This window comes from Vibrio sp. Y29_XK_CS5, assembly GCF_024181835.1.
In the GTDB taxonomy this organism is placed as follows: domain Bacteria; phylum Pseudomonadota; class Gammaproteobacteria; order Enterobacterales; family Vibrionaceae; genus Vibrio; species Vibrio harveyi.
This window is the reverse complement of the sequence record NZ_JAMZAM010000006.1, coordinates 20528-36971: the sequence shown is the minus strand read 5'-3', so window position 1 is coordinate 36971 and position 16444 is coordinate 20528. Positions and strand designations below refer to the sequence as shown.

Genomic DNA, 16444 nt, shown 5'->3' with positions numbered 1-16444 from the left:
AGTAACCTCAAGATGCTAGGTTCAGCGAGACTGACTTGGTTTGTAGACGCGGCGGCGATTTAAAGGTTTAGTGGGTCTAAATCAAGAATCGGCAACAAAGTATACAAGCCAAGGCAGCTCGCCCTTTGGGAGCGTGTCATTGACCCGATTGCTGCGTCAAACAACTTGGAAAGAGCTGGCTATTACACTGCATTGTTTTCCTTGCTCTCGAATCAATGACAACACTCTGAATCCTGTATCTTGAAGTCACTTGGGTATATGTATCACCCCCTTTTTTATTCTTGAGGAATTGAGCGGACTACTTGAGTTTTTCCAGATCCGCTTCGATCTCGGCGATCTTGCTTGAAACCACCTTTTCTAGATGACGAAGATCAGAAAGTATCTTCTCTTTCACATCCACTTCAGCCACTTTCACAGGCTTGGTTATCTTGTTCAGCTCATCGATCACAAGCGTCAGGTTGCGGTTGATCTCCGTGACCTCTTTGTACTTGTGACTGCCACTGTCGACCAGTACATTTTTAACTTGGCGCGGGTATTTGAACTTAACACTTTTCGCGAAGAACTCGCCTTTCTGTTTGTGAAAGTAGATCTTTAGGACGTCTTTGTGTGCTTCTTGTCGCAGGGAGTAACGTTCAATCTGTTTCGGGTCATGGATGCCCAAACCAGTGAGGTGTGGATACATAGGCTACCTCTATCTAATAACTAGAATTAGTTTCCGTATAACTGTAGCAGCCCATTAATGAGCTAGATAGCTGATATTTAGCCAAATTGCTCAACTTGTGGGCAAGATCGCTATCGTTCTTGCCCACGTTAGTTATTGATGAAAGGAAGGTTTCTCTTAAGCTGAGACTGGCTCAGACAAGTTCTCAATCAACTTCTCACGCAGTTCTGCTTGCTGTTCCTCGCTTAGCCTACCACCCGCTTCACTGGTTAGAATGAACAAGTCTTCTGCTCGTTCACCAATGGTGGTAATTTTCGCAGCGTGGAGGTTAATTCCCAAGTCAGCAAATGTACGACCAACTTTGGCCAGAAGCCCCGGAGTATCTAGAGCGACAAACTCCATCAAAGTGCGTTTCTTACTCTTGGTTGGCAAGAAGTCGACTTTGGTTTTTACATTAAAATGCTGAAGTTTATTCGGTGTGCGACGTGTTTTGATCTTGGTTGGGCGACCATCTTCCAATACATGAGTAATGTGCTTAGTAACGGCTCCGTGGCGACCTTCTTCAATCGCTTTGCCATGTTGGTCAAGTACCATAAAAGTATCGAGTACATAGCCATCTTTACTGGTCATGATTTGTGCGTCGTGCACGTTGAAGTTACGACGGTCTAACTCAGCAACAACGGTAGCAAACAACGCGGGCTGGTCAGGGCTGTAAACGAATACTTCGGTACCACCTCGTGTCGCTTTTTTACTGATAAGTACCAGTGGCTTTGCTGGGTCTTCCATACGCAGCAAATTCTCGCAATGCCACGCAATTTGCTTATGGGTGTGACGCAAGAAGTAATCAGCTTTAAAGCGCTGCCACAGCACCTCAATTTCTCGTGCCGAGAAGCCCTCTTTACGTAGTAGGGCAGACGCCATTTGTTGATTATGGCGAATACGTTCACGCACATCGACGGGATTTTCTAAGCCGCGACGCAGTGCACGTTGGGTGGAATAGAACAATTCCGCTAGCAAGGTGCGTTTCCAACTATTCCAAAGCTCTGGGTTAGTTGCGCAGATATCGGCTACTGTTAGACAGACAAGATACTCAAGGTACTCTTCATCACGTACTTGCTTGGCGAATTCTGTGATCACATCTGGATCGTAAATATCACGGCGTTGTGCAGTCACCGACATTAATAGGTGATGCCTTACCAGCCAGCTTACTAATTTCGCCTCTGGTTTAGACAAGCCGTGTTCAATACAGAAGTCGTACGCTTCACCTTCGCCTATCACCGAATGGTCACCACCTCTGCCTTTGCCAATATCATGGAAAATCGCGGCTAGGATAAGCAGCTCTTTCTTTTGAATGCGAGGGTAAACCTCACAGCAAATCGGATGCTTACTGTGGTTCTCTGCGTAGCTGAAGGTATTAATGTGTTTGAGCAGGCGAATACTGTGCTCATCTACGGTATACACATGGAATAGGTCGAACTGCATCTGACCGACAATTTGGCTCCATTGTGGAAGGTATGCCGCGAGGACACCAAGCTTGTGCATCAGACTGAACGCTTTATGTAGGGCGTTCGGGTGGCGACACAATGCCATAAACTTTTCACGCGCTTCTGGCATGGTGTGTAAGAATTTGTTCAATCGACGACGCGCAGTACGCAACTGACGCAATGTTGGTGGGCTAACCCCTTCGATGCTTGAATCATTGGCAATATGCAGAAACATATCCAGAATCGTCTCTGGGCGAGCTTGGAACAAAGCGGGCTTACGTGCCTCAATTAGGGCGCCACGACGTTGGAAGTCTTCATCAATGATTTCTGCATCTTCTGTTGCACCACCATTGATGATGGCTTGATCGAACAGTTTGAGTAGCATCTTATTGAGCTCTGCCACACGTCGAAGGGTACGGTAGAACTCTTTCATCATCATTTCGACGCCGCGATTACCTTCACCCACATAGCCAAGGTGCTCCGCGACCTGCGCTTGGTGGGCAAAGGTTAAACGGTTGTCGTAACGTCGTAGTTCAATATGCAGCGCAAAACGCACGCGCCACAGGAAATCCTGACATTCAACCAACTCACGGTATTCGGCATCGGTTAAGAATCCGTAGCGGCTCATCTCCAACAATGAAGTCGCGCCGAAGTGACGGCGTGCCACCCAACTTAATGTATGAATGTCACGTAGACCACCTGGTGTGGATTTGATGTCTGGTTCAAGATTGTAGGTCGTGTCATGGTACCGAGCATGGCGTTCGCGCTGTTCTTGAATTTTGGCTCGATAAAAGGTCTCGCTTGGCCAGAAAGAATCAGATAGCACCACTTTCTTCAGCGCCTGGAAGGTGTCTTCACTGCCACAGAGCAAACGAGCTTCTTGTAAATTGGTGGCGACAGTTAAATCTGAACGCCCAATTTCAGCACACTCCTCGACAGTACGAACCGCATGACCTACTTCAAGGCGTAAATCCCACAGTAGCGTAATGAACTCACTGATTTTGGCTTCCAGTGCATTAGGCAGTTTGTTGTTCGACAGAATCAAAATATCGATGTCGGAAAGGGGGTGCAATTCACCACGACCATAACCACCTACCGCGACCAGAGAAATATTATGGATGTCTTTAAAACCAAAGTGTTGCCACAAACGATTGAGGAGTAAGTCCATGTACTCGGCTCGTGACAAAACAAGGTTGGTCACAGGGTGGTGCTGTAGAAATTCTTCTTTTTGGTATGAACTGAATTTTTCAAGTTCTTGCTTAAGTTCTCCGATATTGATTTGTTCATCGGTAAACGTAAGAGGAGACTGAAGGGTCATATTTGCTATCCGTGCAAGCTAAACTATTAGCAATCTAACAAATTTGAAGCAGATAAAAAATATCCCCGCATGAGCGGGGATAGGGAAAGTGATGGGCGATTACACGTTTTTCATCATACGTGGAATGGTATCGTCGCTACGAAGTGTAAGCACTTCACAACCTTCTTTAGTTACCACGATAGTGTGTTCCCACTGCGCTGAGTTTTTACCGTCGCCGGTGTAAACTGTCCAATCGTCTTGCGCGTCAACAGTACAGCCAAATTTACCCGCGTTGATCATTGGTTCAATCGTAAAGCACATGCCTTCTTTTAGTACACGGCGGTCTTTGTTTTTGTAGTGAACCACTTGTGGCTCTTCGTGGAACTCATCACCGATGCCGTGACCACAGAAGTCCTTAACAATAGAGAACTTGTTACGTGGGTTGTTCTTGTTGTTTTCTTTAATGTACTTCTCGATTGCAGTACCGATGTCACCAACAGTTGCACCAGGCTTAACTTGACGCATACCGATGTAAAGTGACTCTTGTGCAACCATACATAGACGCTTGTTTGCTGGTGAAACATCACCAACTAGGAACATCTTAGACGTATCACCGTGGTAGCCTTGTGGACGAACGCTTAGGTCTGCGTTTTCATCGTTTGGAACAATCACTGTGATATCAACGTTGATGATGTCACCGTCTTTTAGGACCGCAGGTTTCATTTGACCGTTAGCACCCTTTTCATCTTGGGTTGCCGGTATACCGTGACAAACGATGTGGTTGATCGACGTACAGATTGATTTAGGGAATCCATGGTAATCAAGCGGTGCAGAGTAAGCGCCTCTCTCTAGAGCGTAATCGTGACAGATTTGGTTTAGCTCTTCTGTTGTCACACCTGCTTTGATGTGCGGTTCGATCATTTCTAGAACTTCTGCGGCTAGCTTGCCCGCAATGCGCATGCGTTCGATTTCTTCAGCAGTTTTAATCTTGATTGACATTGGCTTTCTCTACTTATTCGTAAGCACGCAAACGTGCGAATGCGCGCATTCTATCAGATATCGAGTGGCTAACCCAAGCCAGTTAAGAATATGAGTCATTCTTACTTGTAGTTTAGTTATGTAATTAAAGAGAGAGTAGGGGTGAGTGTGATAGGTAAATTAGAATGGTAAGAAATAATTTTTACTAGCCATGTTGGGCTAAAATATGGTATAAAGCGCGCCGGAATCGAGGACTGTTCTCTTTACTTTTCGTTAGAGAAGTGGCGAAGCAGGCTTCTTCCGATTAACTTTTTATCTTTAAATCACACACATTCCGTCACATGTTCCGGGGTGCTGAGCAGAAGCTTGGTCGGAATTATGGGGGATGTGGAGGCCTAACCCCATAGAGGATTTTAAAATGGCAACTGTATCAATGCGCGATATGCTGAAAGCTGGTGTTCACTTCGGTCACCAAACTCGTTACTGGAACCCAAAAATGAAGCCATTCATCTTTGGTGCTCGTAACCGCGTTCACATCATCAACCTAGAAAAAACTGTACCAATGTTCAATGAAGCTCTAGCTGAGCTTGCTAAAATTGGCGAGAAAAAAGGTAAAGTTCTTTTCGTAGGTACTAAGCGCGCTGCATCTGAAGCTGTTAAAGAAGCTGCAATCGCAAGCAACCAATACTACGTAAACAACCGTTGGTTGGGCGGCATGCTAACGAACTACAAAACAGTTCGTCAGTCTATCAAGCGTCTAAAAGATTTCGAAGCACAGTCTCAAGACGGTACTTTCGACAAGCTAACTAAGAAAGAAGCTCTAATGCGCACTCGTGAAATGGAGAAGCTAGAGAAATCTCTTGGTGGTATCAAAGATATGGGCGGTCTACCAGACGCTCTATTCGTAATCGACGCTGATCACGAGCACATTGCAATTAAAGAAGCTAACAACCTAGGTATTCCAGTATACGCTGTGGTAGATACTAACTCTAACCCAGACGGCGTTGACTACATCATCCCAGGTAACGACGACGCGATCCGCGCAGTGCAACTATACCTAAACGCTGCTGCATCTGCAGTAACTGAAGGTCGCAACAAAGACGTTGCAGCAGTTGCTGAAAAAGACGGTTTCGTAGAAGCTGAATAATAGCGGCTCTGTGTCACACTTAGTCTATGTGAAACCTTGTTGTAGCATAGACTGAGTTATAGTTAGCAATGGGGGCCGACAATGTAGGCCCCTGTTTTTTACCTTATTTCGAATCAAACGAGGAATAGAGAATGGCAACTGTAACTGCTGCTCTAGTTAAAGAACTTCGCGAGCGCACTGGCGCTGGCATGATGGAATGTAAGAAAGCGCTTGTAGAAGCAAACGCTGACATCGAACTAGCAATTGAAAACATGCGTAAATCAGGCGCAGCGAAAGCAGCTAAAAAAGCTGGTAACGTTGCAGCTGAAGGCGCAATCATCATCAAAGAAGAAAACGGCGTTGCTGTTCTTCTTGAAGTTAACTGCCAAACTGACTTCGTTGCTAAAGACGGTAACTTCACTGCATTCGCAGACAAAGTAGCACTTGACGCTCTAGCGACTAAAGCTACTGCTGAAGAGCTAGTTGCTAAGTTCGAAGAAGAGCGCGTAGCTCTAGTTGCTAAAATCGGCGAAAACATCAACATCCGTCGCGTTGCATACGTAGAAGGTACTGCTATCGCTTCTTACCGTCACGGTGAGAAAATCGGTGTTGTTGTTGCTGGTGAAGGCGACGCAGAAACTCTTAAGCACGTTGCAATGCACGTTGCTGCTTCTAAGCCAGAGTTCGTTAACCCAGAAGACGTTCCAGCTGACGTAGTTGCTAAAGAGAAAGAAGTTCAAGTTGAAATCGCTATGAACGAAGGCAAGCCACAAGAGATCGCTGAGAAGATGGTTATCGGCCGCATGAAGAAATTCACTGGCGAAATCTCTCTAACTGGTCAAGCTTTCATCATGGAACCTAAGAAATCTGTTGGCGAAATGCTAAAAGAGAAAGGTGCATCAGTATCGACTTTCGTTCGTCTAGAAGTAGGTGAAGGTATCGAGAAAGCGGCTGAAATGAGCTTCGCTGAAGAAGTAGCACTAGCTCAAAAAGGTTAATCCTTAGAGATTTGTGCAAAGATTAGACCGTGGCCTTGGCTGCGGTCTTTTTACGAAAAGAGCGGCAAAAAATTAGCCGTGATGAATAGTCATCAGCAAACTTGTGTCTATTCATGACTGTTAATCGACAACTCTCTTTTGGAAGGTAAACTCCATGACTACGAACCCTAAACCAGCATATCAACGTATTCTATTAAAACTGAGTGGTGAAGCTCTTCAAGGCGAAGAAGGTTTCGGTATTGACCCAGCGGTTCTTGACCGTATGGCTCAAGAGGTTAAAGAGCTGGTTGAACTGGGTGTTCAAGTTGGTGTGGTAATCGGTGGTGGTAACCTGTTCCGTGGCGCTGGTCTTGCGGAAGCTGGTATGAACCGCGTAGTAGGCGACCACATGGGTATGCTTGCAACGGTAATGAACGGTTTGGCAATGCGTGACGCACTTCACCGTGCATACGTAAACGCTCGTGTAATGTCTGCAATTCCTCTAAAAGGTGTGTGTGACGACTACAATTGGGCAGACGCTATCCGCGAACTTCGTCAAGGCCGAGTGGTAATCTTCTCTGCAGGTACTGGTAACCCATTCTTCACAACAGATTCAGCGGCGTGTCTACGTGGTATCGAAATTGAAGCTGACGTAGTTCTAAAAGCAACGAAAGTTGATGGCGTATTTACTGCAGACCCAGTAGCAAACCCAGACGCAGAGCTGTATGATAAGCTATCTTACGCAGAAGTTCTGGATAAAGAGCTGAAAGTAATGGACTTGGCAGCGTTCACTCTAGCTCGTGACCACAAAATGCCAATCCGTGTATTTAACATGAACAAGCCAGGCGCACTACGTCGCGTGGTTATGGGTGAAGCTGAAGGCACGCTGATCAACGCTGACGCATAATCCTAAACGCCATCCACGCTAGGTTGGATGGCGTTTCGCTTTGCTCAACCCTTTTAGGCTTTCTTCAGGAAAGATGACATTTTTAAGGTGAAACCGTGATTAACGAAATCAATAAAGACGCGCAAGAGCGCATGGACAAAAGCGTTGAAGCGCTAAAGAACAACCTTTCTAAAGTTCGTACTGGCCGCGCGCACCCAAGCCTACTATCTGGTATCTCTGTAGAGTACTACGGTGCTGCTACTCCTCTTAACCAAGTAGCAAACGTTGTTGCTGAAGACGCTCGTACTCTAGCAATCACAGTTTTCGACAAAGAGCTTACTCAAAAAGTTGAGAAAGCAATCATGATGTCAGATCTTGGTCTAAACCCAATGTCTGCCGGCACAATCATCCGTGTTCCACTTCCACCGCTAACAGAAGAGCGTCGTAAAGACCTAGTTAAGATCGTTCGTGGTGAAGCTGAAGGCGCACGTGTTGCAGTTCGTAACATCCGTCGTGACGCAAACAGCGACCTAAAAGGTCTTCTAAAAGATAAAGAAATCTCTGAAGACGAAGATCGCAAAGCACAAGACGAGATCCAAAAACTGACAGACGTTGCAGTTAAGAAGATCGACGAAGTTCTTGCTGCAAAAGAAAAAGAGTTGATGGAAGTTTAATACTCCCACCCACATCACTGTTGGAAAACGCTGTGCTCACAGTGCAGCGTTTTTTTGTGTTAGTCTATCCAACTGATGGAACTCAATTAACTCCCTATGCAAAATTCTCAAGCCTTCTCTGATTCCCTCCCTAAGCATATTGCCATCATCATGGACGGTAATGGTCGTTGGGCTAAGTCCAAAGGAAAACCTCGCGTATTCGGTCATAAAAAAGGCGTTAGTGCCGTTCGTAAGACCGTTGCAGCCGCTTCTAAACTCGGCATTAAAGCCATGACCTTATTCGCTTTTAGCAGCGAAAATTGGCGTAGACCTGAAGAAGAGGTGGGGCTACTGATGGAGCTGTTCATTTCTGTTTTATCGAGCGAAGTAAAAAAGCTGCATAAAAACAATTTACGCTTGCGCGTTATTGGCGATACCAGCCGTTTTAGCGAGCGCTTACAAGGTAAAATTGTCGAAGCAGAAGCACTGACGGCGAACAACACGGGGATGGTGATCAACATTGCTGCTAACTATGGCGGTAAATGGGACATCACAGAGGCGGCAAAAACGTTAGCGCTCAAAGCTCGCAACGGTGAGATCCGTGTAGAGGATATCAACGAGCAGTTAATTTCCCAGCATTTGACGATGTCAGACTTACCTGAAGTGGATCTATTGATTCGTACGAGTGGTGAGTGCCGCATCAGTAACTTTATGCTGTGGCAAATGGCGTATGCAGAAATGTACTTTACTCCCGAGTACTGGCCAGAGTTTGACGAAGACAGCTTAGTAGAGGCTGTGACTTGGTTTATTAACCGAGAGCGTCGTTTTGGTTGTACTGGTGAACAAGTAAAGGCATTAATGGCTGCTCAATAAGGACTAGTTAGTTTGAAACAGAGAATAATAACAGCACTAATTTTAGCTCCCCTGGTTATTTTAGGTATTTTTAAATTACCCCTAATTGGCTTCATTATCGCTTTGACTGCGGTAACGCTATTAGGCTTTTGGGAGTGGACCCAGTTTACAGAAAGCAATTCACGTATTGCTGCGCTTGTTCCGGCAGCCGTTGTAACCGGACTAAGTTTTCTATTCATTTCGCCAGACGCAACCAGCTTAAATCAACTAGCAATGCCACACTACGCAGTATTATCGCTTGGCTTTGCATGGTGGATTATCGCAAGTGGGATGGCAATCACTTACCCTAAAACCACCAATTTATGGCAAGGTAGCAAAGCCCTTCGTCATGTATTCGGTTTTCTAACATTGATCCCTTTTCTTTGGAGTGTGATCATTCTTAGAGCTTCTGATATTTCAGTAGATCCATACCACGGCGCAAAACTTGTGCTGTACGTTTGCTTCTTGGTATGGGCTGCAGACAGCGGCGCTTACTTTGCTGGTAAAAGCATGGGTAAACGCAAAATGGCGCCTCATGTGAGCCCAAATAAGACAATTGAAGGTTTGGTTGGCGGCATCATCGCAGCACTAGTTGTCGGATGGTTATTCGCAGGTTGGTTCGATATCCAATTCACCAGCCCACTTCATATGGTGATGATTACTCTGATTACTGTTGTGATATCTGTTCTTGGTGACTTAGTTGAAAGCATGTTCAAACGTGTTTCAGGTATCAAGGACAGCAGCAACATCATTCCGGGACACGGTGGCATTCTTGACCGTATCGACAGCCTAACTGCTGCATTCCCAGTATTTGCTCTTCTTTACTACGTATTCTAATTTATCGGGAGCGGCATCGTCGCTCCTGAATTTTTCTAACGGTCTTACATCATGCAAAAGTTAACGATTCTTGGTGCAACAGGCTCAATTGGTGCAAGCACACTAAAAGTGGTTGAACAAAACCCTGAGCTGTTTTCTATCGTCGCATTAGCGGCAAGCACGAACGTTGAAAAGATGGTCGCACTTTGTCGTAAATGGCAACCTAAGTACGCGGTAATGGCGGATAAAGCGGCGGCTGTAGCTCTACAAAGTGAGCTAGCTTCAGTTTCTCCAAGCACAGAAGTGTTAGGTGGTATTGATGCGCTTTGCCATGTGTCTGCGTTAGAGGAAGTGGATAGCGTAATGGCAGCAATCGTCGGTGCCGCAGGCCTGTTGCCAACGATGGCAGCGGTAAAAGCGGGCAAGCGAGTGCTGTTAGCGAACAAAGAAGCGCTAGTGATGTCAGGTCAACTGTTTATTGATGCGGTTGCAGAACATGGTGCAGAGCTGCTTCCCGTCGACAGTGAACACAACGCTATTTTCCAATGTCTTCCGCAACAAGTTCAAACCAACTTGGGTCGTTGCAATCTTGAAGAGCATGGTATTTCTTCGATTCTTCTTACCGGATCAGGCGGTCCATTCCGCTATACCGATATTGCAGAGTTAGAAAACGTAACCCCAGCGCAAGCTATTGCTCATCCGAACTGGTCAATGGGACCAAAAATCTCGGTTGATTCTGCAACCATGATGAACAAAGGTCTAGAATACATTGAAGCGAAATGGTTATTTAATGCCGCTCGTGAGCAGTTAAAAGTGATCATTCACCCTCAGTCGGTGATTCATTCTATGGTGCAATATCGTGATGGCTCTGTGTTAGCGCAAATGGGGGAGCCTGACATGGCAACACCAATCGCATTGACAATGTCTTACCCATCGCGTGTGGATGCTGGGGTGAAACCTCTCGATTTTACTCAAGTTGGAGAATTAACTTTCCTTCAGCCTGATTTTGCTCGTTACCCTTGTTTAAAGCTAGCAATTGATGCTTGTTACGAAGGGCAACATGCAACAACGGCATTGAATGCAGCGAACGAAGTTGCTGTTGATGCCTTCTTAAATAACCGCCTTGGTTTCACAGATATCGCTCGCATCAATGAATCAGTTTTGAACAAAATCACTGCAAGCCATACAACTGAGAATGTGAATAGCTTGGAAAGCTTGATAGAGCTAGATAGAATGTCACGAACTATCGCCTTAGACTTTTTACGCGAGCGTAGCTAATGACTGGTATCTTGTGGAATTTGGTTTCTTTTATCGTTGCATTGGGCATTTTAGTTGCCGTGCACGAGTATGGTCACTTTTGGGTCGCGCGTCGTTGTGGTGTAAAAGTTGAAAAGTTTTCCATCGGTTTTGGCAAGTCTATCTGGAGCAAGGTAGGCAAAGATGGAACAGAATACAGCATCTCTATGATCCCTCTGGGTGGCTACGTCAAAATGGTGGATAGCCGTGTTGATGAAGTCCCAGAGCATGAAAAGCACTTAGCTTTCGACCAAAAGCCTTTGTGGAAACGCACGTCCATCGTGGCGGCAGGTCCTATTTTTAACTTCCTTTTTGCCATTGTGGCTTACTGGCTGGTTTTCCTGATCGGTGTTCCAGCGGTTAAACCCGTAATTGGTGAAGTTACGCCCAATTCAATCATTGCAGAAGCAGGAATTGAATCAGGGATGGAACTAAAATCTATCTCAGGCATCAAAACTCCGGACTGGGAATCAGTCAACATGGGATTAGTTTCTCATATTGGTGATGATTCGATGACAGTGACACTCTCTTCTGCAAACGAAGTGGGTTCAGAAGTCACGAAGACACTTGATATCCGTGATTGGAAGTTTGATCCAGAAACACAATCAGCGATGCAATCGTTGGGCTTCAAGCCATATACTCCAGAGATTTTTACGGAGTTAGCGCAAGTAAGCGAAGGTGGTGCTGCAGAGAAAGCAGGTCTACTAGCTGGCGATAAGATCATTGCGATTAATGGAAATAAGATTTCTAAATGGGATGAAGTGGTAGAAGCCATTCGTTCTAACCCAGATACGCCAATGGAACTGACGGTGTTGCGTCAAGGTGAGGAGCAATCATTCACACTGACACCGGGTAGTCGTGAGCTAGCTAACAAACAAGTCGTTGGCTTTGCGGGTATCGCACCTGAAGTCGCAGAATGGCCAGAAAGTTATCGCTTCGAATTACAGTTTGGTGTATTCGAGTCTATTGGCAAAGCGATTGACAAAACTGGTCAAGTTATTGGACTTACAATCAGTATGCTTAAGAAACTGATTGTAGGTGATGTTGGTCTGAACAATTTGAGTGGACCAATCTCGATTGCCAAAGGAGCAGGGGCGACAGCAGACTACGGTCTGGTTTACTTTTTAGGTTTTCTGGCACTAATTAGTGTTAACCTAGGTATTATTAACCTCGTTCCTTTACCAATGTTGGATGGTGGTCATCTGCTATTTTTCGCAATTGAAGCGGTCATCCGACGCCCAGTTCCTGAGAAAGTACAGGAAATGGGGTATCGAATTGGTGGTGCGATTATCTTCTCGCTCATGGCGTTAGCGCTATTTAATGATTTTACTCGTCTGTGATAGTTCAGAGACAAAAGTAGTAGCAAGGAATAATTAGAACAAGTATGGCGATTAAGCGAATTCTGTTTGCAAGTTTACTGGCGACCAGTGTATCTGCAAATGGAGCAGAGAACTTTGTAGTTAAAGATATTGAAATCGATGGATTGCAGCGCGTCGCACTAGGTGCCGCGTTGCTGAAAATGCCTGTACGTGTCGGTGACACCGTTGACCAAGGCGATGTTGCAGAGATCATTCGTGCATTGTACGCATCGGGTAACTTCGAAGATGTAAAAGTACTGCGTGATGGTGATGTTCTGGTTGTTCAAGTGAAAGAACGTCCAACTATTGCGAGCATCTCATTCTCGGGTAACAAAGCAATCAAGGACGAGCAGCTACAAGAAAACCTTAATGCTTCTGGTGTTCGTGAAGGTGAAGCGCTTGACCGTACAACGCTAAGCAACATCGAAAAAGGTTTGGAAGACTTTTACTACAGTGTTGGTAAATACAACGCAACGGTAAAAGCGGTTGTTACTCCATTGCCTCGTAACCGTTCTGACTTGAAATTCGTCTTCACCGAAGGTGTTTCGGCGAAAATTCAACAAATCAACTTTATCGGCAATGAAGTCTTTTCTGACGAAGAACTTCTTTCTCGTTTCAACCTAAATGTTGATGTGCCATGGTGGAACTTCCTAGCGGACGAAAAATACCAAAAGCAAGTGCTTGCTGGTGATATCGAAGCTCTGAAGTCTTACTACCTAGACCGTGGTTACCTGAAATTTAACGTTGATTCGACACAAGTGGCGATTTCTCCTGACAAAAAAGGCGTATACATTACACTTGGTCTTGAAGAAGGCGACGTTTACACCGTTAAGGACGTAAAATTCCGTGGCAACCTGATTGGTGAAGAGGCGGAATTCGAAAAGCTTGTGCCATTTGAAGATAACGAGACATACAATGGTTCTCGTGTGACTTCGATGGAAGAAGGCATTAAGCGCGTACTTGGTGAATCTGGTTACGCTTACCCACAAGTCAATACCATCCCTGAGTTTGATGACGAGAACAAGCAAGTTTCTTTGATTGTGAACGTTGACCCAGGCAACCGTATTTATGTACGAGATATTCGCTTTACGGGTAACAACTCGACGAAAGATGAAGTATTGCGTCGTGAAATGCGTCAGATGGAAGGTAGCTGGCTAAACTCGAAATCTATCGAAACGGGTAAAACGCGTCTAAACCGTCTTGGCTATTTCGAAAATGTAGAGGTTCAAACGGTCCGTGTACCTGGCAGCGATGACCAAGTTGATCTTGTTTATACCGTAAAAGAGGCTAACTCAGGCAGCGTAAACTTCGGTGTAGGTTACGGTACTGAATCAGGCGTGAGCTTCCAAGTTGGTCTACAACAAGACAACTTTATTGGTAGTGGTAACCGCGTTGGTATTAACGCGATGATGAACGACTACCAGAAAAACGTGAGCTTGGACTACCGTGACCCATACTGGAACCTAGATGGTGTAAGTTTGGGTGGTAAGATCTTCTACGATGAGTTCGAAGCATCTGAAGCGGGTATCGTTGACTATACCAACCAAAGCTATGGTGCAAGTTTGACATGGGGCTTCCCATTTGACGAACTGAACCGCTTTGAGTTCGGTGTTGGTTACACCCACAACAAGATCGGTAACTTGTCACCTTACCTACAGGTAGAACAGTTCCTACAAGCGCAAGCTGACAACATTGATTCTAGCGGCGCATTGAATACTAATGACTTTGACTTCAACATCTCGTGGACACGTAACAACCTGAACCGCGGTTACTTCCCGACAGCAGGTAACCACCAACGTGCATTCTACAAGATGACCGTACCTGGCTCTGACGTTCAATACTTCAAGATGCAGTATGATGTTCGTCAATACGTGCCATTAACCAAGAAGCATGAGTTCACGCTCTTGTTCCGTGGTCGTCTAGGTTATGGTAACGGTTATGGTCAAACGGATGGCAACGATAACTTGTTCCCATTCTACGAAAACTACTACGCAGGTGGTTTTACAACACTACGTGGTTTCGGCTCTAACTCAGTAGGTCCGAAAGCGGTTTACCGTGATTACTCAGGCTCAAACAACGGTGCTGACACCGCAACAGATGATTCTGTTGGTGGTAACGCGGTAGCGCTTGCAAGTATCGAGTTGATCGTACCAACCCCATTTGCTTCGGATGAAGTTCGTAACCAAATTCGTACCAGTATCTTCTTTGATATGGCAAGTGTTTGGGATACGGAATTCGATTACCGCAGTTCTGGTGCTGAATACGGCGACCGTTACTACTACGATTACTCAGATCCAACCAACTACCGTTCATCTTATGGTGCGGCGTTGCAATGGATGTCTCCAATGGGACCACTAGTATTCTCACTAGCGAAACCAATTAAGAAATTTGATGGCGACGATGAAGAGTTCTTCACGTTCACTATCGGTAGAACCTTCTAAAGAGGAAAATATTTTGAATAAAATGATCAAAGCGGCAGGCATTGGCCTTCTTGTACTTAGCTCTTCAATGTTTGCAAACGCGGCAGAAGCTGCTCAGAAAATTGGCTACATCAACACTGCTCAAGTTTTCCAAGCACTTCCTCAACGTGAAGTAGTTCTACAAAAAATGCAGAAAGACTTTAAGAGCAAAGCTGATGAGCTGAAATCAATCCAAGCGCAAGCTAAGACAAAGATTGAAAAACTGCAGCGTGACGGCGAGCTTCTAGGTCAAGAAGAGATCGAAAAACTGCGTATTGATATCGCTAAACTAGACAGCGAATACAAAGTGAAAGCACAAGCGCTTGAGAAAGCAAGTGCACGTCGCGAAGCTGAAGAGAAAGCAAAACTATTCAAAACTATCCAAGACGCAGTGAAGAAAGTAGCAGAGAAAAAAGGTTACGACCTAGTTATCGACATCTCTTCGCTTCAGTACGGTAAGCCAGAATACAACATCTCTGAAGACGTAATTAAAGCTCTAAAATAAGAAGTTATGAAGAAATTGACATTAGCCGAGTTGGCAACAATTACCGGGGGTGAGCTATTTGGTGACGAGTCTCTCGTTGTAAACCGCGTAGCTCCAATGGATAAAGCACAAGAAGGCGATGTGACCTTCTTGTCTAACCCAAAATACGCGAAACACCTATCTGAGTGCCAAGCAACTGTGGTAATGGTGAAACCAGAACACAAAGACCAGTGCGCGGGTAACGCTCTGGTTGTTGCTGACCCTTACATTGCTTTCGCTCGTGTTGTTCAAGCGATGGACACCACGCCAAAGCCCGCTGATGAGATTGCACCAAGTGCAGTGATCGCAGCGGATGTAAAGATGGGTACTGACGTGACAATCGGTGCTAACGCAGTGATTGAAACGGGTGTAGAACTAGGCGACAACGTAAGTGTTGGCGCTGGTTGCTTTATCGGTAAAAACGCAAAGCTAGGTAACAATACTAAGCTTTGGGCTAATGTGACGATCTATCATGAAGTATCGTTGGGTGATGATTGTCTAGTTCAATCTGGTACAGTCATTGGCTCTGATGGTTTCGGTTATGCAAATGACAAAGGCGAATGGATCAAGATTCCTCAACTGGGTTCTGTGCGTATCGGTAACCGTGTCGAGATCGGTGCATGTACCACTATTGACCGTGGTGCGCTAGAAGACACCATCATCGAAGACAACGTAGTTCTTGATAACCAACTTCAAATCGCTCATAACGTGCAGATCGGATATGGTACTGTGATGCCAGGTGGTACTATTGTGGCGGGCAGTACGAAAATTGGTAAGTACTGTCAGATCGGCGGCGCGTCGGTTCTTAATGGTCACATCACGATTGCAGATGGCGTAGCTATCACCGGTATGGGCATGGTGATGCGCAGTATCGAAGAGAAAGGTCTGTACTCATCAGGCATTCCGCTGCAAACCAACCGAGAGTGGCGTAAAACGGCGACTCGAGTTCACCGTATTGACGAGATGAACAAACGCCTGAAAGCTGTTGAAAAGCAGCTGGAACAGAAAGAAGAATCTTAGTTCCACATTCTGAACAAAG

General features: G+C 45.5%; 14 protein-coding genes. 11 read left to right on the top strand and 3 right to left on the bottom strand.

Annotated elements, in window-relative coordinates; genetic code table 11:
• Positions 1-298: 298 nt before the first annotated feature.
• The 3 genes from NL647_RS20850 to map form a co-directional block, all read right to left on the bottom strand.
• The gene (locus NL647_RS20850; RefSeq protein WP_005436760.1) at positions 299-682 is read right to left on the bottom strand and encodes a DUF3461 family protein; all 384 of its coding nucleotides are present in this window, start codon (positions 680-682) and stop codon (positions 299-301) included.
• A 156-nt stretch (positions 683-838) separates the two neighbouring features.
• Complete coding sequence (gene glnD, locus NL647_RS20845; RefSeq protein ID WP_009701987.1) at positions 839-3463, bottom strand: bifunctional uridylyltransferase/uridylyl-removing protein GlnD; 2625 nt, start codon at positions 3461-3463, stop codon at positions 839-841.
• Positions 3464-3562: 99 nt separating this feature from the next.
• Entirely contained in the window at positions 3563-4441 is an 879-nt protein-coding gene (map, locus tag NL647_RS20840) for a type I methionyl aminopeptidase (protein WP_005446183.1), read from the bottom strand.
• A gap of 397 nt (positions 4442-4838) precedes the next feature.
• On the opposite strand from map, the gene rpsB reads away from it, so the two are divergent.
• From rpsB to lpxD, 11 genes are all read left to right on the top strand, one after another.
• Positions 4839-5567, top strand: coding sequence for a 30S ribosomal protein S2 (gene rpsB / locus NL647_RS20835; protein ID WP_005446181.1), 729 nt, complete (start codon positions 4839-4841; stop codon positions 5565-5567).
• A gap of 131 nt (positions 5568-5698) precedes the next feature.
• On the top strand, positions 5699-6544 hold the full coding sequence (gene tsf, locus NL647_RS20830; protein WP_005446179.1) for a translation elongation factor Ts: 846 nt from the start codon (positions 5699-5701) through the stop codon (positions 6542-6544).
• Positions 6545-6698: 154 nt separating this feature from the next.
• The gene (gene pyrH / locus NL647_RS20825; RefSeq protein ID WP_005446177.1) at positions 6699-7430 is read left to right on the top strand and encodes a UMP kinase; all 732 of its coding nucleotides are present in this window, start codon (positions 6699-6701) and stop codon (positions 7428-7430) included.
• Positions 7431-7525: 95 nt separating this feature from the next.
• Positions 7526-8083 (top strand): ribosome recycling factor, encoded by a 558-nt coding sequence (gene frr, locus NL647_RS20820; protein ID WP_005446175.1) that lies wholly within the window; start codon positions 7526-7528, stop codon positions 8081-8083.
• A gap of 96 nt (positions 8084-8179) precedes the next feature.
• Complete coding sequence (locus NL647_RS20815) at positions 8180-8935, top strand: isoprenyl transferase (protein ID WP_005446173.1); 756 nt, start codon at positions 8180-8182, stop codon at positions 8933-8935.
• Positions 8936-8947: 12 nt separating this feature from the next.
• Positions 8948-9790, top strand: a complete 843-nt coding sequence (locus tag NL647_RS20810) for a phosphatidate cytidylyltransferase (protein WP_038899075.1) — start codon at positions 8948-8950, stop codon at positions 9788-9790.
• A gap of 51 nt (positions 9791-9841) precedes the next feature.
• Positions 9842-11047, top strand: a complete 1206-nt coding sequence (gene ispC / locus NL647_RS20805; protein ID WP_029789627.1) for a 1-deoxy-D-xylulose-5-phosphate reductoisomerase — start codon at positions 9842-9844, stop codon at positions 11045-11047.
• Positions 11047-12405 carry a sigma E protease regulator RseP gene (gene rseP, locus NL647_RS20800; protein WP_009698640.1) on the top strand — a complete coding sequence of 453 codons (1359 nt, stop codon included), beginning with the start codon at positions 11047-11049 and terminating at the stop codon, positions 12403-12405. Before ispC ends, rseP begins: the two co-directional genes overlap by 1 nt.
• A 44-nt stretch (positions 12406-12449) precedes the next feature.
• Positions 12450-14864, top strand: a complete 2415-nt coding sequence (bamA, locus tag NL647_RS20795; RefSeq protein ID WP_005446169.1) for an outer membrane protein assembly factor BamA — start codon at positions 12450-12452, stop codon at positions 14862-14864.
• Between the two features lie 13 nt (positions 14865-14877).
• Positions 14878-15387 carry an OmpH family outer membrane protein gene (locus NL647_RS20790; protein WP_005446168.1) on the top strand — a complete coding sequence of 170 codons (510 nt, stop codon included), beginning with the start codon at positions 14878-14880 and terminating at the stop codon, positions 15385-15387.
• Positions 15388-15393: 6 nt separating this feature from the next.
• Positions 15394-16425 (top strand): UDP-3-O-(3-hydroxymyristoyl)glucosamine N-acyltransferase, encoded by a 1032-nt coding sequence (gene lpxD, locus NL647_RS20785; RefSeq protein WP_253650644.1) that lies wholly within the window; start codon positions 15394-15396, stop codon positions 16423-16425.
• Positions 16426-16444: the final 19 nt, after the last annotated feature.